The organism is Variovorax sp. 10L426, from assembly GCF_056395305.1.
The window spans coordinates 358,542-378,449 of record NZ_JBFTJF010000003.1 but is presented as its reverse complement, the minus strand read 5'-3'; the positions used below and the strand labels follow the sequence as shown (position 1 = coordinate 378,449).

Here is a 19,908-nt window from a genome sequence, read left to right as displayed (position 1 = left end):
TTTGTTCATTCACCAGAAATACCGCGGAACCGGCTTTGCCGGGCCGCTGGTATTGCCCCCGGCAGGGGGTGGGCGGCTACACGAAGTGAGCCAACCTGGGGGCGAGCCTAATCAGCCTGTGGCCGCTTCTTCGGCTTCCGGCTTGGCCTTGCCTTCCTTCTTGGCCAACGGCTGGATGTCCAACTGGACTTCTTCCTTGTCGTCGAGGTCGACGGTCAAGCGACCGCCCTCCTGCAGACGCCCGAACAGCAACTCGTCGGCCAAGGCACGACGGATCGTGTCCTGGATCAGGCGCTGCATCGGTCGCGCACCCATCAACGGATCGAAGCCCTTCTTCGCGAGGTGCTTGCGCAATGTGTCGGTGAACGTGACGTCGACCTTCTTCTCGGCGAGTTGCGTCTCGAGCTGCAGCAGGAACTTGTCCACCACACGCAGGATGATTTGCTCATCGAGTGCCTTGAAGCTCACCGTCGCATCCAGGCGGTTGCGGAACTCCGGCGTGAACAAGCGCTTGATATCGGCCATTTCGTCGCCCGCCTGACGCGGGTTGGTGAAGCCGATGGTCGCCTTGTTCATGGTCTCTGCACCCGCGTTGGTGGTCATCACGATGATCACGTTGCGGAAGTCGGCCTTGCGCCCGTTGTTGTCGGTCAGCGTGCCATGGTCCATGACCTGCAGCAACACGTTGAAGATGTCCGGGTGCGCCTTCTCGATCTCGTCGAGCAGGAGAACCGCATGCGGCTTCTTCGTGATCGCTTCGGTCAACAGACCGCCCTGGTCGAAACCGACGTAGCCCGGAGGCGCACCGATGAGGCGGCTCACGGCATGGCGCTCCATGTATTCCGACATGTCGAAGCGAATCAGCTCGATGCCCATGATGTAGGCCAGTTGCTTCGCCGCCTCGGTCTTGCCGACGCCCGTGGGACCGCTGAACAGGAATGAGCCGATCGGCTTGTCCTCGCGACCCAGACCGGAGCGCGCCATCTTGACCGCCGAGGCGAGCACTTCGAGGGCCTTGTCCTGTCCGAACACAACGCTCTTGAGGTCGCGTTCGATGGTCTGCAGCTTGCCGCGGTCGTCATTCGACACATTGGCCGGGGGAATGCGCGCGATCTTCGCGACGATTTCCTCGACTTCGGTCTTGCTGATGGTCTTCTTGCGCTTGTTCGCAGGAAGGATGCGCTGGGCGGCCCCGGCTTCGTCGATCACGTCGATTGCCTTGTCAGGCAGATGACGGTCGTTGATGTACTTCGCGCTCAACTCGGCAGCAGCCTGCAATGCGGCCACGCCGTACTTCACGCCATGGTGTTCTTCGAAGCGCGACTTCAGGCCCTTCAGGATGTCCACGGTTTCCTGAACCGTCGGCTCGACCACGTCGACCTTCTGGAAGCGGCGTGACAGGGCCGCATCCTTCTCGAAGATGCCGCGGTATTCGGTGAAGGTGGTTGCTCCGATGCACTTGAGTTGACCGCTCGAGAGCGCCGGCTTGAGCAGGTTCGACGCATCGAGCGTGCCGCCCGACGCTGCGCCCGCACCGATCAGCGTGTGGATCTCGTCGATGAACAGGATCGCGTTGGGCTTGTCCTTGAGCGACTTGAGCACGCCCTTCAGGCGCTGTTCGAAATCGCCGCGGTACTTGGTCCCGGCAAGCAGTGCGCCCATGTCGAGTGAGTACACGTTGGACTCCGCCAGGATCTCCGGCACGTCGTTCTGGGTAATGCGCCATGCGAGGCCTTCGGCGATCGCCGTCTTGCCCACGCCGGCCTCACCCACGAGCAGCGGGTTGTTCTTGCGCCGGCGGCACAGGATCTGGATCACGCGCTCGACCTCATACTCGCGGCCGATGAGCGGATCGATCTTGCCTTCCTTGGCAAGCTGGTTGAGGTTCTGCGTGAACTGCTCCAGCGGAGAAGATTTTTCGTTCTTCTCGCCGCCGCCCTCTTCGCCTTCGCCCGAGGACGCATCGTTGTTGCCCTTGGCAGCTTCCGGCGGATCGCTCTTCTTGATGCCATGCGCGATGAAGTTCACGACGTCAAGACGTGTCACCCCCTGCTGATGCAGGTAATAGACGGCGTGTGAGTCCTTTTCGCCGAAGATCGCGACCAGCACGTTCGCGCCGGTCACTTCCTTCTTGCCGTTGCCGGTGGACTGCACATGCATGATCGCGCGCTGGATCACGCGCTGGAATCCCAGCGTCGGCTGCGTATCGACATCGTCGGTACCGGCGACCTGTGGCGTGTTGTCCTTGATGAAGTTCGTCAGCGACGCTCGGAGGTCGTCGACGTTGGCCGAGCAGGCCCGCAAGACTTCCGCGGCACTCGGGTTGTCCAGCAAAGCGAGCAGCAGGTGCTCCACCGTGATGAACTCGTGGCGCTGCTGCCTGGCCTCGACAAAAGCCATGTGCAAGCTGACTTCCAGTTCCTGGGCAATCATGTGATTTCCTTTTGCCTTGCTGTAAATAATTTGTCAGATGGGTTGGAGGGCGATTTATTCAACCGGTTCACTGACGCATTGCAGTGGGTGCCCGGCCTGGTGCGCTGCTTCCATCACCTGGTTCACTTTGGTCGCCGCCATATCGCGGGAGTAGACGCCGCACACGCCACGCCCGTCGAGGTGGATCTTGAGCATGATCTGCGTGGCGGTCTCGCGGTCCTTGTTGAAGAACTCCTGGATCACGACGACGACGAATTCCATCGGCGTGTAGTCGTCGTTCAGCATCACGACCTGGTACATCTGGGGCGGGGCTGTCTTCTGCGGCCGACGTTCGAGAACGACCGAGTCGCCATCGTCCCGTCCCGGCTTGGCAGCCGGCGGCGTCTTGGGAGTCGAGGGGATTCTGGTAGCCATGAAAATCATTTTATAGAGCAGCCGCGCGTTGCACTCGCTGTAGTGGCACAACTGGTGGCAGCTTTGTGACATTCAAGATGGATAGCCCAGGAACTGGCCACGACACCATGCAAGCCTCGTGCCTTCGCGCCACGAAAAAGCCCCGGCACCTTGCGGCCCGGGGCTCTGTTCGGCGAAGCGTTCGGGAACGCTTCCGACAACGTTTACATGTTGTCGATCATCACCTGGCCGAAGCCGGAGCAACTGACCTGGGTCGCGCCTTCCATCAGGCGGGCGAAGTCATACGTGACCCTCTTGCTCTCAATGGATTTTTCCATCGAGCTGATGATCAGGTCGGCGGCTTCTTTCCAGCCCATGTGGCGCAGCATCATTTCGGCCGACAGGATTTCGGAACCGGGGTTCACGTAATCCTTGCCCGCGTATTTGGGGGCGGTTCCGTGCGTGGCTTCGAACATGGCCACCGTGTCACTCAGGTTCGCGCCGGGGGCGATGCCAATGCCGCCGACCTGCGCGGCCAGGGCGTCGGAAACATAGTCACCGTTCAGGTTCAGGGTGGCGATCACGCTGTATTCGGCCGGACGGAGCAGAATCTGTTGCAGGAAAGCGTCAGCGATCGAATCCTTGACGGTAATTTCTTTGCCGGTCTTCGGGTTCTTGATCTTCATCCAAGGGCCGCCGTCGATCAGTTCGCCACCGAATTCCTTGGCGGCCAGGCCATAGGCCCAGTCGCGGAAGGCGCCTTCAGTGAACTTCATGATGTTGCCCTTGTGCACGATGGTGACGCTGGACTTGTCGTTGTCGATGGCGTACTGGATCGCCTTGCGAACCAGGCGCTCGGTGCCTTCACGCGAAACAGGCTTGATGCCGATTCCGGACGTGTTCGGGAAGCGGATCTTCTTGACACCGAATTCGTCCTGCAGGAACTTGATGAGTTTCTTGGCCTTTTCGCTTTCGGCTTCGAACTCGATACCGGCATAGATGTCTTCCGAGTTCTCGCGGAAGATCACCATGTTCGTCTTTTGCGGCTCCTTCACGGGGCTGGGCACGCCTTCGAAGTACTGGATGGGCCGCAGGCACACGTACAGGTCGAGTTCCTGGCGCAGCGCGACATTCAGCGAGCGGATACCACCGCCGACGGGCGTGGTCAGCGGACCCTTGATTGAAACGACGTAGTCGCGCACCGCGTGGAGCGTTTCTTCGGGCAGCCAGACGTCGGGACCATAGACCTTGGTCGATTTCTCGCCGGCGTAAACCTCCATCCAGTGAATCTTCTTCTTGCCGCCGTAGGCCTTTGCAACTGCGGCGTCGACCACCTTGAGCATCACAGGGGTGATATCGAATCCCGTGCCGTCGCCTTCAATGAACGGAATGACCGGCTGATCAGGCACATTCAGCGAGTTGTCGGCATTCACGGTGATCTTCTGGCCTTCGGCCGGAACTTTGATGTGCTGATAACTAGACATGAGAACAAGAACTCCGCGAAATGTGGGGGCCAGAAGACACTGCGTTTCCAGCCGGCTGAATGGCTTTAGAATTTTAGACGCAACCGGAGGAGCCTGAGGAATCTGTCAACCACGGCCGCATTCGCGCCGTTGTGGGCTAACCTTCTGCTGGCCGGGAGGCGTTTTCAACCATTTCCAATGAGGATCCTGTAATGAGTAAAGTTCTCGCAGTCATGATGGCCGGCCTGTTCGTAGCAGGTGGCGCATTCGCCCAGGGCGGCTCGACCTCGCAAGAAGCCGCCCCCCCGACCAACACCAAGCCGCAGCAGCGCGCCACCGAGCGCCGCTCAACCAAGCCGCAAGGTGAAGTCCGTCCGGCAGGCGGCGATCAGCGCCAATCTTCCGAAGGTACCGGCGGCGTAGTGCCGAGCAAGGCAACCGCGGCAGGCCAGGCTCGCGCCGACACCCGCAGCGATCGCCGCCGCGATCGCCATGGCAATGTCCGCAAGATGAACCCGCAAGGCGGCACCCCCCAATAATCGGGACTCTTCCCAATGTAAAAGGCGTTCCTCCGGGGGCGCTTTTTTTTCGCTTGCCCGGCCTAACTCGTCAGTCAGGTTCAGATCGGATAATTGGCCCAATAGGGGCCGAAGCTCCTTGGCCAATTTGTGGTCTTGCCCGCATGCGCGGGCATTCTTGTTTCTATAGCCGCCCTGAAAGAGTTGCCCATGTTTCAGCGTTTTTTCGCCTTTATTGCCTTGTCTCTTGGATTGCTGGGCCTGGCGCATGCCCAGGAACCGCAAAGCGGTCTTCCGCGTACCCGGATCACTGCGGGCATGTATCAAATCGACGCACAGATCGCGAACACGCCCGCACAGCGCGAGACCGGACTCATGTTCCGCAAGGACATGCCCCAGGCCGAAGGAATGATCTTTGTCTTCGAGCAACCGGCCACACAATGCTTCTGGATGAGGAATACCGTGCTGCCACTGACGGCTGCTTTCGTGGCGGAGGACGGCCGCATCGTGAACCTGGCGGACATGAAACCCATGACAGAGGATTCACATTGCTCAAAGGAGCCGGTGCGGTTCGTGCTGGAGATGAACCAGGGATGGTTCGCCCGCAAGAACATCAAGGCAGGCGCGAAGCTCGGCGGGGAACTGTTCGCCCAACGGCGCTAGGCGCACGCGCAGGAAACAAAAAGCCGACCCCAGGTCGGCTTTTTGTTGCTGCGGAAGATCGGATCAACCGAAGTTCTTCGCCGCGAAATCCCAGTTCACCAGCTTCGCGAGGAAGGTCTCGACGTACTTGGGACGCAGGTTGCGGTAGTCGATGTAGTAGGCGTGCTCCCAGACGTCGACCGTCAAGAGCGCCTTGTCGGCGGTCGTCAGCGGCGTGCCGGCGGCTCCCATATTGACGATGTCCACCGAGCCGTCGGCCTTCTTCACCAGCCACGTCCAGCCGGAACCGAAGTTGCCCACGGCCGATTTGACGAATGCTTCCTTGAAGGCTGCATAGTTGCCCCACTTGGCATCGATGGCCTTGGCGAGTGCCCCCGTCGGCTCGCCGCCGCCGGCGGGCTTCATGCAGTTCCAGAAAAAGGTGTGGTTCCAGATCTGGGCCGCATTGTTGTAGATGCCGCCGCTGGACTTCTTGACGATTTCCTCAAGCGTCATGTTCTCGAACTCCGTGCCCTTTTGCAGGTTGTTCAGATTCACGACGTAAGCGTTGTGGTGCTTGCCATAGTGGTACTCGAGAGTTTCCTTGGAGTACTCGGGCGCGAGCGCGTCCATCGGGTATGGCAGGGGAGGAAGAACGTGTTCCATGTTTTAGCTCTCGGGTTGGTTGTGGGATGGCCGATTCTAGAAAGGAAATCAGACACCCGACGTCGGACGCCTTCCTTTCATTTCCGTCTTCAACACCGTCAATTCGGCCGAGCCGTCGGCCAGTTGCGCCCGGACGTCCTCGCCGGGCGAAAGGCCCAGGACGCTCGTGACAGCGTGTCCCTGTGCATTGGTGATCCACGCATAACCACGTTGAAGCACCAGCGCCGGATCGAGCAATTGAAGTCGCAGTTCCGCGCGGTCGAGACGCTCGTGGTGCCGGCCGAGCACTGCTCGAAACCTCGACGGCAGTTCGACCTGCAACGCTTGTTGAGCCTGGGCAAGCCGTTCCGTCCGCGACAACACGGCAAAGTGCAGCCGCTGCGCATGGTGCGCGAGGCGCAATCGCTGACGACCCACCAGTGCCGACGGGCGACCGAGCCGCCCGGCTGCCAAGTCGAGGCGCTGGCTCGACGCGTCGACCCTCATCAGGATCGCTTCGCGCAATCGCTCTTCCAGCAGTTCGAGCGCGTCGAGCCACATGTCGCGCGGAGCGGCGACCATTTCGGCGGCGGCGGTCGGCGTGGGGGCACGCACGTCGGCGCAAAAATCGGCGATCGTGAAGTCGGTTTCATGGCCGACGCCGCTGATCACCGGAACCGGACTCTGCACGATGGTGCGCGCGAGCGATTCATCATTGAAGGCCCACAGGTCCTCGATAGAGCCACCTCCCCGCACCAGAAGGATGACATCGACCCGGGGCTCCAAGGCGTACAGCGCCTGCAGCGATCGCACCAGTTCGGCGGGCGCACCCGCGCCCTGCACCGCCGCAGGCGCCAGCACCACCGGGATCTGCGGCACGCGACGGCGCAGTGCCGTGGCGACATCGTGGAGCGCTGCAGCACCCAGCGAGGTGACCAACCCAATGGCGCGCGGCAGCGTTGGCAATGGTCGCTTGCGCGACGGATCGAAGAGGCCTTCGGCCTCCAGCTTCGCCTTGCGCTGGAGAAACTGTTCGAACAACGCACCCTGCCCTGCCCGGCGCAAGCTCTCGACCACGAGTTGAAGATCGCCACGCGGCTCGTAGACTGTCAGCCGGCCACGCACTTCGACCTGGTCGCCGTCGCGCGGCGAGAAATCCAGCAAGCTCGCCGCACGTCGGAACATCGCGCAACGCAGTTGGCCGGCTTCATCCTTCAGGGAGAAGTAGCAGTGCCCGCTGGCCGCGCGCGAGAAACCTGAGACTTCCCCGCGAACCGCGACCGGATTGAAGCGCGCATCCAGGGCATCGGCGACCGCCCGACAAAGTGCGCCGACCGCCCAGATGCGCGCGCCGGACGCAGGTGTTTGCTCACGTTCGTTCATGACGCATCCGCGTGACAAGGTGCGAATCTTCCACAACCGTGTGTGCCGGGGCCCTGCTCGACCCTTCATGCACACCACAGGCGCATGTTCTCGTGCAAGGCATTGATTTCATTGAGAAAAGTGCTGCCCAAATATCGCTCGATCTAAGGGAAAGCCCATCTGGCGCGGGTCCGGACAGTTTGCTCAGCGTGTTAGTCACAAAGTTATCCACAGTTTCTGTGTGTCGTCGCCTACATGAAAGACGTCGCCGAAATACGCGTCGGCAAGGTGGATAATCGCCGCGCATTTGCAGTCCATGGGCTGGAGGAATATTTGTTTTCCATCATAGTTGCTGCGGGTTGGCCGATCTGGCCGTTGCTCGCTTGTTCGGTTATCGGTTTGGCACTCGTCATCGAGAGATTCGCCAGCCTGAAGACCTCCAAGGTTTTGCCTCCCAAGTTGCTCGATGAAGCCATTGCGGTGTCGCGCAGTTCGATTCCCGGCCCCGATGTGGTGACGAAGCTCGAAAAGAACTCGGGCCTCGGCGAAGTGCTGGCCGCGGGCTTCCGCGCGCTCAACAGCAATCCGACGTCGAGCGAGGACGATTTGCGCGTCTCGATGGAAGCGGCCGGGCGCGTCGTCGCCCATCGACTCGAACGCTACCTGCCGGCCCTCGCGACGATTGCATCGGCCGCGCCCTTGCTCGGTCTGCTCGGCACAGTGATCGGGATGATCGAGATCTTTGGTGCGCAGTCCGTTTCCAGCGGTGCGGTCGGGTCCGGAAATCCGGCGCAACTTGCGCACGGCATTTCAATTGCCCTCTACAACACCGCGTTCGGGCTCATGATCGCGATTCCGGCGCTCATTTTCTGGCGCTACTTTCGCAGCCGGGTGGACGAATACCTGCTGAATCTCGAACTCTCGGGCGAGCGCTTCGCACGCCATCTGAACACGCTGCGCCGATGAGAATGCACTTTCGCCACGGCTCGCGCGACGAACCCGAGATCAACTTGATCCCGTTCATCGACGTCCTGCTGGTCGTGTTGATCTTCCTGATGCTGTCGACCACCTACAGCAAGTTCACCGAAATGCAGTTGCGCCTTCCGGTGGCGGACGCGGAAGCACAGCGCGACTATCCGAAGGAACTGATCGTCGCGGTCTCGGCCGACGGACGCTATTCGATCAACAAGACCGTTCTGCCCGATCGCAGCGTCGAGGCTGTGACGGCAGCGCTGGCCGCTGCCGCCGGTGGCGCCACTGACAACGTCGTGATCATCAGCGCCGACGCCAGCGCGACACACCAGTCCGTGATCACCGTCATGGAGGCAGCGCGGCGCGCGGGCCTCATGCAGATCACCTTCGCAACACAGTCGGCCGCGCAGGCGGGGCGATAGCCTTGGCATCGTTGCAGCAGGCCTGGCTGCAACGCGGCGCGCTGGCTCGGCTGCTGTGGCCACTGTCGCAGGTCTATGGCGCGTTGACGGCACTTCGACGCTCTCTATACCGATTCGGGCTTCTTCGCACCGAACGCGTCGGCGTTCCGGTCGTGGTCGTCGGCAACGTCATCGCCGGCGGTTCGGGCAAGACGCCGGTCGTCATGGCGGTCGTCCGGCATCTTGAAGCACGCGGCATCAAGGCCGGCGTGGTGTCGCGCGGCTATGGCAGGGTCACCGACGACTGCCGGGAGGTGCTCGACGACAGTGACCCTCGCGACGTGGGCGACGAACCGGCGCTCATACGCCGCTCGACCCAGGCGCCGGTCTTTGTCGCGCGGCGGCGCGTCGACGCCGGCCGCGCGCTCCTCGCCCGCTATCCGGCCACCAAGGTCGTTGTCAGTGACGACGGCCTGCAGCACCTCGCCATGGCACGCGACGTCGAGATCTGCGTCTTCGATGACCGCGGCGTGGGAAACGGGTGGCTGCTGCCGGCCGGCCCGTTGCGCGAAAGATGGCCGCGGCCTTGCGATGTCATCCTGCACACCGGCGAGCGACCGGCGTTCGCCGGCTTCACTGCCCGACGCGCGCTGACCGACCATGCCGTTCGAAAAGACGGAACAACGATTCCGCTTGGCGATCTGGCTGGTCGCGCATTGGTCGCCGTTGCGGCCATCGCAAAGCCCGAAGCCTTCTTCGACATGCTGCGTCGACGCGGCTTGCGCCTTGAGCAGTGCGTCGCGCTTCCGGACCATCACGACTTCCACAACTGGAATGCACCCATGGCCGACGGCCAAACGCTGGTCTGCACCGAAAAGGACGCCGTGAAACTCTGGCGCCAATCGCCCGACGCACTGGCCGTGCCCCTCGTTTTCGAACCGGAAGATGCCTTCTTCGCAGCGCTCGACGCAAAGCTATCATCCGTCGATGGACACCAAGCTGCTTGAACTGCTCGTCTGCCCCGTGACCAAGGGGCCGCTCACCTGGAACGCCGAAAAGCAGGAACTGGTCTCGCGCAGCGCCCGACTTGCGTACCCCGTGCGGGACGGCATTCCGGTGCTGCTCGAAACGGAAGCGCGGACACTTTCCGACGAAGAGCTGGGCCTTTGAATTGAATACTGCGTTCGTCGTTCTGATCCCTGCGCGGCTCGCCTCGACCCGCTTGCCTGACAAGCCCCTGGCCGATATCGCCGGACTGCCGATGGTCGTGCGCGTCGCCCAGCGTGCGGCGGCATCGGGGGCCGAGCGTGTCGTGGTGGCGGGAGACGATCCCCGCATCATTGCCGCATGCGAGGCGCACGGGGTGCAGGCGCTCCTGACTCGCACCGATCACGCCAGCGGAAGTGATCGCCTCTCCGAGGCCTGCACGCAACTCGGCCTTGCAGACGACGCCATCGTCGTGAACGTACAAGGCGACGAACCATTGATCGAGCCGGCCTTGATCGACGCAGTCGCGCAAGCCTTGGCAGATCATCCCGACGCGGCCATGAGCACCGCGGCACATGCCATCGATTCACCTGAAGAATTCGCCAATCCCAACGTCGTCAAGACGGTTCTCGATGCCAAGGGATACGCGCTCTACTTCAGCCGTGCGCCGATCCCCTGGTGGCGCGACGGCTTCGCGGCCCATGGCCCGAAGGCGCTGCCGACCGCTCCGCCTGCGCTGCGGCACATCGGAATCTACGGCTATCGCGCCAGCTTCGTCCGGCAGTTTCCCGGTCTTCCGCCGGCGCCTGTCGAAGCCACCGAAGCGCTCGAACAGCTTCGAGCCCTTTGGCATGGCTACAGGATCGCGGTCCACATCACCTCGGATGCCCCGGGTCCGGGGATCGATACGCCGGAAGATCTGGCGCGCGTTCGCGCCCTTCTCGCCGCCGACTGACTTCGGGGCGGTCGGGTAGCGCGTGCTATCCTCGACGCCATCTCCGCCTGCGAATTCCCTTGAGGGCCGCATGGCGCGACACAAATTCAAAGAACCTTCCGAGGACACCATGAGACTGATATTGTTGGGCGCCCCCGGGGCGGGCAAAGGCACGCAAGCGGCCTTCATTTGCCAGAGGTACGGAATCCCCCAAATCTCGACCGGCGACATGTTGCGCGCCGCTGTCAAGGCCGGTACGCCGCTCGGCCTGCAAGCGCAGTCGATCATGGCATCGGGCGCCTTGGTGAGCGATGACCTGATCATCAACCTCGTCAAGGAACGCATCGCGCAGCCGGATTGCACGCAGGGATTCCTGTTCGACGGCTTTCCGCGCACCATCCCCCAGGCCGAGGCGATGCGTTCGGCCGGCGTCAAGCTCGACTACGTGCTTGAAATCGACGTCCCCTTCTCCGACATCGTCGAACGCATGAGCGGTCGTCGTTCACATCCGGCGTCCGGGCGCACCTATCACGTGAAGTTCAATCCGCCGAAGGTCGAAGGCAAAGACGACCTGACGGGCGAAGACCTGATCCAGCGCGAAGACGATAAGGAAGAGACCGTTCGCAAGCGACTCGAGGTTTACAGCCAGCAGACGCGGCCGCTGGTCGACTACTACTCCCAGTGGTCCAAGGCCGAACCGGCCGCTGCGCCCAAGTACCGTTCGATCAGCGGCGTCGGAACGGTTGACGACATCACTCTACGCGCGCTTGCCGCATTGACCAGCTGATCATCGGTCTGCTGGCCGACCGGCCAGCAGTTCCAGCATGAGTTCGATGCGCGCCTTGACCGGCGTCAGCGCGCCCGCATCCCGAAGAAGCTCACTCTGCCTCGGCAAGATGCGACCTTGGGAACAACGCGTCGCACGAACCACAGCCACCCCTGCCGCCTGAGCCCGCAACGCCGCGGCCTCCAGCGCGTGATGCAAGGTTCCGTTTCCCGTCGCGGCCAACACAAGACCTTGCAGCGGCTCAGCGGAGCCCGCTTCGCGCTCCCGCAGCAGCGCATCGACAATGCTGCCGCGCGCCTCGGCGTGACTCAAGAGAATCTCGACGCGTGGCCATTCGCTGATGACGGCTACACGATCGAAAACATGCTGCGCATCGGGCACGGCAGACGGCCAGCACCTCACGATCCTGACGCTTCCCTCCTCGACGTAACCCAGCGGTCCGGCATCGCCGGAGTCGAAGGCGTCCAGCCTGTAGGTATGCACCTTCTGAACATCGAGCGCACTGTGCAACGTCCCCGCGCACACGACCACGACGCCGCTCGCGCCCGGTGTCGCGGCAACGACGATGGCATCCCGCACGTTCTGTGGCCCATCGGGCGCCAGCGCCGTGGCGGGACGCATCGCACACGTGAGCACCACTGGCTTCGAGGGTGCCAGAACCGAATGAAGAAAGAACGCCGTCTCTTCCAGCGTATCGGTCCCGTGCGTGATGACGAGACCCGCCACGTCGGGCTGAGCCAGCCAGTGCGCGCACCGCAGTGCCAGCTTCTGCCAGATGGCGAAGGTCATGTCCTTGCTGTCGACCTGGGCGACCTGCTCCGCCAACAGGACGACACCAGGCGGCGCATCGATGCCGCCCAGCAATTCCTCCACGCCGACCTGGCCGGCGGTGTAGCCAATGTTGTCATCAGAGGACTTGGCACGGCCTGCAATCGTCCCGCCCGTGCCAAGCACGATGACCTTGCGCTTGTCGCCTTGATTGATTTCGTCCATTGCTTGCCAACCACCGAAAACTGGTTAAAAATACAGGTACTGGATATTCAGCCAGTTCCCTGAGGAGCCACCATGCAGTTTGCAGTCAAGCTTACCGCCCGTCAGCAGCAGATTCTGGACTTGATCCAAAGCGCCATCGCGCGCACCGGAGCGCCACCCACGCGTGCCGAGATCGCCACAGAGCTGGGCTTCAAGTCTGCCAATGCCGCGGAAGAGCACCTCCAGGCGCTGGCGCGCAAGGGCGTGATCGAGCTCGTGAGCGGCACTTCGCGTGGTATTCGCCTCAAGGGCGATGCGTTGCGCGCGCTCAATGAATCTCGAAACAATCAGTTTTCACTGTCCCTGCCCGGCATGGCGCAACTCGCTCTCCCGCTGATCGGCCGCGTGGCAGCCGGTTCGCCGATCCTGGCGCAGGAACACGTCGATCAAACCTACTACGTCGAAAACACGCTGTTCCAGCGCCAGCCCGACTACCTGCTCAAGGTGCGAGGCATGTCCATGCGCGACGCCGGCATCATGGATGGCGACCTGCTCGCGGTCCAGGCCACCAAGGAGGCCCGCAATGGCCAGATCGTGGTCGCCCGCCTGGGCGATGAGGTCACGGTCAAGCGGCTCAAGCGCAACAAACAGGTCATCGAGCTTCACGCCGAAAACCCCGACTACCCGACCATCATCGTCCAGCCCGGCGAGCCCTTCGAAATCGAAGGCCTCGCCGTCGGGCTGATCCGCAACACGATGCTGATGTAGCCCACTCTGGCAAGCGAACACGGTTGCAACCGCTTTCGCCTCATTGACGGCCGCGACAGGTGGCGGGCGTATGGCATAGAGCCATCACCCTGTCGAGGCCGATGAAAGCAATCCTGCCTGTGTTCAATCTCTGACCTTTCTGGAGTTCACATGGGAATCGCTCTTCTTAGCATCGTCGACCTGATCACGCCTTTGCAGACATTGGCCAACCGGTGGATGCCATCACGCCGTTCAGGCCACATCAGCACGTCGGGCCTGCGGTATGTGGGTGTTCGCCCGAGTTGCGGGTCGCGCCAGAGCCCGGCAACCCGGGCCGATGCGCCTGCCGCCGCGCGGCCGCTGCGTGTCGTGCGCATGGTCGATGCTCAGCAACCCGGTCGGCATCCGAGCCGCGTCGTGATTTCAGGTCGCATGGCCGACGTATGCGCCGAGCTCGACAGGCTGGTTGCACTTGAAGCGGCCGATGCGTCGGCTCATCGCGCCCACTTGCATTGAAAGCGCAAGACCGTGGTCCGAGGCGCTCGTCTCGACCCACGGCGACGACGGCCCCCCGGTAGCGCCGCAAAATTGTTCGAGATGAGCGAAGGCTGAGCAACGCGCCGACACAGCATGCCTGTGGTGCGAGGCACAATGGCACGCCATGAACATTGTGATCCTCGACGACTACCAGGACGCGGTGCGCAAGCTGCAGTGCGCTGCCAAGCTCGACGCCTATGCTGCCAAGGTCTACACCAACACGGTCAAGGGCATTGGTCAGCTCTCGGTGCGCCTCAAGGACGCCGAAGTGATCGTGTTGATCCGCGAGCGCACCCAGATTTCCAGGCAGCTGATCGAAAAGCTGCCCAAGCTCAGGCTCATTTCCCAGACGGGCCGGGCCGGGAGTCACATCGACGTGAACGCCTGTTCGGAGTTTGGCATCGCCGTGGCCGAAGGCACAGGCTCGCCACTGGCGCCAGCCGAACTGACGTGGGCGCTGATCATGGCCGCCATGCGCCGGTTGCCTCAATACATCAGCAACCTGAAGCATGGCGCCTGGCAGCAGTCGGGCCTCAAGTCGGCGTCGATGCCGTCGAATTTCGGGCTGGGCTCGGTGCTCAAGGGCAAGACCCTCTGTATCTGGGGATACGGCCGCATCGGGCAACTGGTCGCGCGCTATGGCCAGGCCTTTGGCATGCAGGTGGTGATCTGGGGCCGCGAGCAAAGCTGCGCGAAGGCACGGTCCGATGGTTTCCAGGTGGCGCCGGACCGTGAGACCTTCTTCGCCGCAGCCGATGTGTTGTCGGTCCACCTGAGGCTGACGGAAGAGACCCGCGGCCTCGTGACGCTCGAAGACCTCTCGCGCATGAAGCCGACAGCCTTGTTCGTGAACACCTCGCGCGCAGAACTTGTGGAGCAGGACGCCCTCCTTGCCGCCCTCAATCGTGGTCGGCCCGGTTTGGCCGCCATCGACGTCTTCGAGAGCGAACCACCGCTGCAAGGCCACGCCCTGCTCCGGCTCGAAAACTGCATCTGCACCCCGCACATCGGCTATGTCGAGCAAGACAGCTACGAACTGTATTTCGGGCAGGCCTTCGACAACGTCGTCAGCTTCATCAAGGGCAATCCGACCAATATCGTGAATCCCGGCGCGCTGCAGGTCCGCCGTTGAGACAACCTGCGCCGCCAGCCGCCCTATGGGCCCTGCTGGCCGGCAATTTCGTGATCGGTACGGGCGTGATGGTCGTGCCCGGCACGCTCAACGAACTCAGTGGGTCACTGCAGGTCAGTGCTGCAACGGCAGGTCAGTTGATCACCGCAGCAGCGGTCGTGATGTGCCTCGGAGCCCCGTTGCTTGCCGCCGTGGTCGCGGGCTGGGACCGCCGTGTGCTGCTGACCTGCACGATGCTGTGGTACGCCTGCGGGCACCTGGTTGCAACGCTGATGCCGAATTTCAGCGGACTGCTCTTCGTCCGGATGTTGACGGTGGTGTCGCCGGCCATCTTCACGCCGCAAGCAGCGGCCTGCGTAGGCCTGCTGGTGCCGGCCGAGGAACGTGGGCGCGCCGTCACCTTCGTCTTTCTTGGATGGTCCATGGCGTCCGTGCTGGGCCTTCCGATCGGCGCGCTGATCGGGGGCCACTTCGGATGGCGGGCGGCATTCATGCTGATCGCGCTGTTGTCGGTCGTGAGTGCTGTCTGGATCTGGCGCCAGCTGCCCTCCGGAATCCGGCCCGCCGCGCTGTCGCGCGAATCCTGGGGCCGGGTGCTCAAGAGCCCATTGCTGATGGGCGTGGTGTGCGTGACCGCCCTGCAGGGCTCCGGGCAATTTGTGCTGTTCAGCTACTTCGCGCCGGTGCTCAAGCAGCAGTTGGGTGCGAATGCCACGGAACTGGGCCTCGTGTGGGCCTGGTTCGGCGCTTGCGGCGTCGTGGGCAACGTGGTTGTAAGCCGGTACATCGATCGCGTGGGAGCACCTCGCATGGTCTTGTTCACGACGGCCTTGATCGCGCTGAGCTTGCTGCTCTGGCCGCTTGGCGTCACGCTCGCGTGGCTGGCACTCCTGCTGACACCGTGGGGATTGGGCTGCTTTGCGACCAACTCAGCGCAACAGGCGCGACTGGTATCGCTCGCTCCTTCGCTGGCGCCGGGCTCGGTTGCACTGAACAGTTCCGGGATCTACATCGGACAGGCCATCGGCGCCGCGGCCGGAGGCTGGCTCCTCGCCAACGAGGCAGCCGCCTGGATGAATTGGGTTGGGTTCGCGACGATGCTCGTTGCCATGGCGCTCAGCGTCACGGTCGAAAGGGCGCAGCGTCGCGCCCCGGTATTCAGCGCTTGATCGGCCGCGGGGCGATCTCCGCCTCGGTGCTCGGGTCGAAGAGTTCGAAGTCGATGACGTGAGGGTCGGTCGAAGGCGCGGGCGGCGGCTTGGGTTTTTCGAGCGGCGTTGGCATCGTTTCGTAGGCCGTCTTGTCGAATTCGGCGAAATCCATTTCGAGCGGAGGTCTCTCGGCCGGCGGCGCCGGCGTTTCGACCTCTGCCGGCAGCGTCGGCGGTGCATCCGGGACCAATACCGTGTCATGGTGCAGCCGGTCGTCGATCGACCCGTAGATCGAAGGCGGCAAGACAGGACCTTCCTTCATGACAGGAGGCTCCGTTTCGGGACCGAGCAGCGCAGTCGCCGTCGGCTCGCCTTCGTGCCCATAGGTATCGGCGAATGCTTGCGGCGTGGCCAGGGACGGCGGCACGACGTCCGGCTCGATCACTTCCTTCGCGAGCGAATACAGCAGCAGAAGCTCCTGGTACGCCGCAAGATCGAAGGCACCGTCCTCATGGACACCGGGCTTGCGGAATATCAGCTCTTCGATCAACGCCAGCGTGCTGGGCGCAGGCCATTGCGATTCGATGCGTGCCAGGGCGCTGCGATAGTGCTCCAGGCCTTTGCCCGTGTCGGTGAATTTCTCGAATGCAGGCACATCTGCGTTGAATGCCCGCTCGAACTCTTCGGCCACGCGGGTGTAGTCCTCCTCGCGCCCGAGCGAATGGTAGATCCGCAGGAGGTCAAGGTAGGCCAGCGCGCTGGTGCCGGGATTGGCGGCAATGTGCTCTCGCAGGACCGCGATGGCCTGGTCATGCTGGCCGAGGGAGAGAAAGAAGTCCGACTGCTGCTGCACGTCGAACAGCTCTTCGGTATTGACAGGCCGCGCGGGCGTGGCATCCAGGGCACGCGGCGGATGCGCAGGCTCGCCGTATCTGTCATCGTCTTCCGATGAAGCGAACGGCTTTGCACCAAACGTCGACACACCGAGGCTTCGTTTTCGGGGCGGCCCGTCCGGTTCGGAATCCGCATTCTCATCGTCGTCCAGCAGCCCACCGTGCCGCTGAACACGCTTGCGTCCAGCGCCGCGCTCCTTCAGTTCCGACTCGCCCCACCATGCAGGCGCGGCGGCCCGCCGCGTCGTGCGCCACAGCAGCAAGATGCCGATGAGCGCCAGAAGCAAAGCAGCAATCAGCGCGTAGATCAGCGGATTTCGGTATTGGCTTTCGCGCGCCTGCGCCAGCTCGGTCCGCAGTTCGGCCAACGCGCGCTGGTTCTGCGCGGTCTGCTGTCGTAAGGCGACCAGGGCGGCATCCAGCTCTTTCGTACGCTGGGCCTCGCGCTTTGCCTGCTCGGCTGCAGGATCCAGTGCACCCCAGAGCGCGGCAGCCGCAGCGCGCCGGGCGGGATCCTCGACGGGCGGCAGGGTCAATTGGGTCGTGGACTTGAGACCGGCATCCTTGGCGGGCTCCGGCTCCAGTGCCTCGACCCGAAGCCGCGGCCCTGTCGCTACAGGATCGGCCTTTGGCGTTTGGACAGGCGCCGCCTGCGCGATAGTCGGAGCGCGAGAAGCAACCGGCGCCTGTACGGCTGCAGCGCGACGCGGCGCGGCGGCAGGAGGCGTTCTCCGTGGCGGCTGCGCACCTGGATCGCCCTCGGACGTGGGATCGCCCGGAGGCGCGGCGCGGCGCGCCGTCGCGACCGACGCGCCATTGATGCCGGATGCCCCACCGGAGCCCGCGGCGCGCGACACTGTGCGTGCGGAAGGCCTGGTCGGAGGCATCACTTCCGATGAGGGGCGCGCACCTGCAAAGGCCACGCCGGGCGGCGTGACATCGGAAGGCACATCCGCAAGCAGCACATAGCTCCGGGTCGACTTCATGTCGCAACCCGCGCGGACGGTCACCGTGACGACGGGCTCTTCCACGGGCACTGTCGAACGTACCCGCATGTTGGAATTGCCTGGGCTGCCACCCGATTCCAGGGATACAGTCACTCGACGGTCCAGCATGGGCGTGTCCCCTTGCAAGACATCGGCACCGAGGCAAAGCGACCCTCCGGCTTCAGCGGTATCGAGCGAAAGCGGGATTACCACGTCCATCGGCTTGCCGATCCAGACAGCCCCTTGGGGCCGACCGATCGTCAAGGCGGATGATTCGAGGGCGAACCCGAAAAAAAGCAGGCTCGCCGCAAGACGTGGGAATCGCAAAATGGGCTTCAAGAAGCAATCAAAAGTTGACACATTCTGACATGTGGGTCAGGGACCCCGACTCACGGAGAGACAATTATCAAATGACTGTGAACTTTTCCAACACCGCCGTGATCGGCGCAGGCGCCATGGGTCGAGGCATTGCCCAGATCGCGGCACAGGCCGGCAGCAAGGTATTGCTGCTGGACAGCTTTGAAGGCGCCGCGATTCGCGGTCGCGACGCCATCCTTGCCCAATGGCAAAAGCAGCATGAAAAAGGCAAGCTGGATGCTGCGCAGCGCGATGCGTTGTCGAGCCGCGTGTTTGCCGTCGACTCGATGCAGGACCTTGCCAACTGCGATCTGGTGATCGAGGCAGTCGTCGAAGACCTGGAGGTCAAGCGACGTTTGTTTGTCGAACTCGAAACCATCGTCGCTCCCTCGGCAACGCTGGTCACGAATACATCGTCGCTGTCCGTCACTTCGATTGCCGCCGCGCTGAAGCATCCCGAGCGCATGGCCGGCTTCCATTTCTTCAACCCCGTCCCGCTGATGAAGGTCGTGGAGGTCGTGGCCGGCTTCAAGACGGACCCGGAAGTCTGCCGCCGGCTCTCAGGCTACGCCACGCAGATGGGTCACAGCGCGGTGCAGGCGAAGGACACGCCCGGCTTCATCGTCAACCATGCGGGCCGCGGCTACGGCACCGAGGCGCTGCGCATCGCGGGCGAAGGCGTCGCGGACTTCGCGACGATCGACCGCATCCTCAAGGACCAGGCTGGCTTCCGCCTCGGCCCATTCGAGTTGCTCGATCTGACGGCGCTCGACGTCTCCCATCCGGTGATGGAGTCGATCTACCGCCAGTACTACGATGAACCGCGCTACCGCCCGAGCGTGATCACCGCGCAGCGGCTGGCCGCCGGCGCACTGGGCCGCAAGACGGGCGAAGGCTTCTATCGCTACGCCGATGGCGCCATGCAACAAGTCCCGGAGCCAGCCACGCCCACAGTCGATACCGTGCCAGCGGTCTGGGTGTCGCCTCGCGCGGCCCGGCGCCCCGAATTGCTGAGGCTCGTGCATGCGCTCGGCGCGCAACTCGAGAGCGGCGCAACGCCCTCGCCCTCCGCTTTGATCCTGGTTGCACCGCTCGGCTTCGATGTCACGACAGTGGCGGCGGTCGAACGGCTCGACGCCACCCGTACCGTCGGCATCGACATGATGGCGGACGACGCCGCGACCAAGCGCCGGGTGCTCGCGACCAACCCCGCCACGCGGCGCGACATGCGCGACGCGGCCCATGCACTGTTCGCGCGCGACGGCAAGGCAGTGAGCGTGATCCGCGACAGTGGCGGCTTTGTCACGCAACGCGTGGTCGCGACCATCGTGAACATCGCCTGCGACATGTGTCAGCAAGGGGTCTGCACGCCGGCGGACCTCGACTTGGCTGTACGGCTCGGACTTGGCTATCCCCAGGGTCCGTTGGCCATGGGGGATCTGTACGGCCCCACCAACATTCTGGAGGTCCTGTTCAATCTACAGACCGTGTATGGCGACCCGCGCTACCGCCCCAGTCCATGGTTGCGCCGACGCGGCGCGCTCGGCCTGAGCCTCACCCATCAAGAAGAGTAAGAGACAGAGACGCAAGAGACAG

20 protein-coding genes are annotated in these 19,908 nt (G+C 63.2%); 13 read left to right on the top strand and 7 right to left on the bottom strand.

Annotated features, from left to right (window positions below):
• Positions 1-111: 111 nt before the first annotated feature.
• The 3 genes from clpA to icd all read right to left on the bottom strand — a co-directional run bounded on the left by clpA (position 112) and on the right by icd (position 4,310).
• Positions 112-2,433: an ATP-dependent Clp protease ATP-binding subunit ClpA gene (gene clpA / locus AC1DHL_RS06405; protein WP_478101193.1), complete on the bottom strand. Its 2,322-nt coding sequence runs from the start codon at positions 2,431-2,433 to the stop codon at positions 112-114.
• Positions 2,434-2,487: 54 nt separating this feature from the next.
• Positions 2,488-2,847 carry an ATP-dependent Clp protease adapter ClpS gene (gene clpS / locus AC1DHL_RS06400; RefSeq protein ID WP_478101195.1) on the bottom strand — a complete coding sequence of 120 codons (360 nt, stop codon included), beginning with the start codon at positions 2,845-2,847 and terminating at the stop codon, positions 2,488-2,490.
• A gap of 203 nt (positions 2,848-3,050) precedes the next feature.
• Entirely contained in the window at positions 3,051-4,310 is a 1,260-nt protein-coding gene (gene icd / locus AC1DHL_RS06395; protein ID WP_478101197.1) for an NADP-dependent isocitrate dehydrogenase, read from the bottom strand.
• 191 nt (positions 4,311-4,501) lie between these two features.
• On the opposite strand from icd, the gene AC1DHL_RS06390 reads away from it, so the two are divergent.
• The gene (locus AC1DHL_RS06390; protein ID WP_478101199.1) at positions 4,502-4,828 is read left to right on the top strand and encodes a cell envelope biogenesis protein TolA; all 327 of its coding nucleotides are present in this window, start codon (positions 4,502-4,504) and stop codon (positions 4,826-4,828) included.
• Between the two features lie 189 nt (positions 4,829-5,017).
• Complete coding sequence (locus tag AC1DHL_RS06385) at positions 5,018-5,470, top strand: DUF192 domain-containing protein (RefSeq protein ID WP_478101405.1); 453 nt, start codon at positions 5,018-5,020, stop codon at positions 5,468-5,470.
• Positions 5,471-5,533: 63 nt separating this feature from the next.
• On the opposite strand, the gene AC1DHL_RS06380 is transcribed toward AC1DHL_RS06385, so the two are convergent.
• Both AC1DHL_RS06380 and xseA read right to left on the bottom strand, forming a co-directional pair.
• Positions 5,534-6,115, bottom strand: coding sequence for a superoxide dismutase (locus tag AC1DHL_RS06380; protein ID WP_478101201.1), 582 nt, complete (start codon positions 6,113-6,115; stop codon positions 5,534-5,536).
• 48 nt (positions 6,116-6,163) lie between these two features.
• On the bottom strand, positions 6,164-7,477 hold the full coding sequence (xseA, locus tag AC1DHL_RS06375; protein WP_478161359.1) for an exodeoxyribonuclease VII large subunit: 1,314 nt from the start codon (positions 7,475-7,477) through the stop codon (positions 6,164-6,166).
• A 312-nt stretch (positions 7,478-7,789) separates the two neighbouring features.
• On the opposite strand from xseA, the gene AC1DHL_RS06370 reads away from it, so the two are divergent.
• From AC1DHL_RS06370 to adk, 6 genes are all read left to right on the top strand, one after another.
• Entirely contained in the window at positions 7,790-8,422 is a 633-nt protein-coding gene (locus tag AC1DHL_RS06370; protein WP_478101407.1) for a MotA/TolQ/ExbB proton channel family protein, read from the top strand.
• A 2-nt stretch (positions 8,423-8,424) separates the two neighbouring features.
• Complete coding sequence (locus AC1DHL_RS06365; protein WP_478161436.1) at positions 8,425-8,850, top strand: ExbD/TolR family protein; 426 nt, start codon at positions 8,425-8,427, stop codon at positions 8,848-8,850.
• Positions 8,847-9,836, top strand: a complete 990-nt coding sequence (gene lpxK / locus AC1DHL_RS06360; protein WP_478161434.1) for a tetraacyldisaccharide 4'-kinase — start codon at positions 8,847-8,849, stop codon at positions 9,834-9,836. Before AC1DHL_RS06365 ends, lpxK begins: the two co-directional genes overlap by 4 nt.
• A complete protein-coding gene (locus AC1DHL_RS06355) occupies positions 9,817-9,999 on the top strand; it encodes a Trm112 family protein (protein ID WP_478101205.1) in 183 nt (60 codons plus the stop codon). Before lpxK ends, AC1DHL_RS06355 begins: the two co-directional genes overlap by 20 nt.
• A 1-nt stretch (position 10,000) precedes the next feature.
• Positions 10,001-10,771, top strand: coding sequence for a 3-deoxy-manno-octulosonate cytidylyltransferase (gene kdsB / locus AC1DHL_RS06350; RefSeq protein WP_478101207.1), 771 nt, complete (start codon positions 10,001-10,003; stop codon positions 10,769-10,771).
• Positions 10,772-10,880: 109 nt separating this feature from the next.
• Entirely contained in the window at positions 10,881-11,537 is a 657-nt protein-coding gene (gene adk, locus AC1DHL_RS06345) for an adenylate kinase (protein ID WP_478161357.1), read from the top strand.
• Here the strand turns inward: adk and AC1DHL_RS06340 are convergent, their stop codons facing one another.
• Positions 11,538-12,530, bottom strand: coding sequence for an asparaginase (locus tag AC1DHL_RS06340; RefSeq protein ID WP_478161355.1), 993 nt, complete (start codon positions 12,528-12,530; stop codon positions 11,538-11,540).
• Between the two features lie 72 nt (positions 12,531-12,602).
• Here AC1DHL_RS06340 and lexA point away from each other — a divergent pair, with 72 nt between their 5' ends.
• The 4 genes from lexA (at position 12,603) to AC1DHL_RS06320 (ending at position 16,094) form a co-directional block, all read left to right on the top strand.
• The gene (lexA, locus tag AC1DHL_RS06335) at positions 12,603-13,277 is read left to right on the top strand and encodes a transcriptional repressor LexA (RefSeq protein ID WP_478161353.1); all 675 of its coding nucleotides are present in this window, start codon (positions 12,603-12,605) and stop codon (positions 13,275-13,277) included.
• A gap of 150 nt (positions 13,278-13,427) precedes the next feature.
• Complete coding sequence (locus tag AC1DHL_RS06330; protein WP_478101214.1) at positions 13,428-13,772, top strand: hypothetical protein; 345 nt, start codon at positions 13,428-13,430, stop codon at positions 13,770-13,772.
• A gap of 145 nt (positions 13,773-13,917) precedes the next feature.
• Positions 13,918-14,925, top strand: a complete 1,008-nt coding sequence (locus tag AC1DHL_RS06325) for a D-2-hydroxyacid dehydrogenase family protein (RefSeq protein ID WP_478101216.1) — start codon at positions 13,918-13,920, stop codon at positions 14,923-14,925.
• A complete protein-coding gene (locus tag AC1DHL_RS06320) occupies positions 14,922-16,094 on the top strand; it encodes an MFS transporter (RefSeq protein WP_478101218.1) in 1,173 nt (390 codons plus the stop codon). Before AC1DHL_RS06325 ends, AC1DHL_RS06320 begins: the two co-directional genes overlap by 4 nt.
• Here AC1DHL_RS06320 and AC1DHL_RS06315 read toward each other — a convergent pair.
• On the bottom strand, positions 16,084-18,024 hold the full coding sequence (locus AC1DHL_RS06315; protein WP_478161351.1) for a tetratricopeptide repeat protein: 1,941 nt from the start codon (positions 18,022-18,024) through the stop codon (positions 16,084-16,086). The two genes, AC1DHL_RS06320 and AC1DHL_RS06315, sit on opposite strands and share 11 nt — an antisense overlap.
• Positions 18,025-18,365: 341 nt before the next feature.
• Between AC1DHL_RS06315 and AC1DHL_RS06310 the strand changes: the two genes are divergently transcribed.
• Positions 18,366-19,886: a 3-hydroxyacyl-CoA dehydrogenase gene (locus AC1DHL_RS06310; RefSeq protein ID WP_478101222.1), complete on the top strand. Its 1,521-nt coding sequence runs from the start codon at positions 18,366-18,368 to the stop codon at positions 19,884-19,886.
• Positions 19,887-19,908 lie beyond the last annotated feature (22 nt).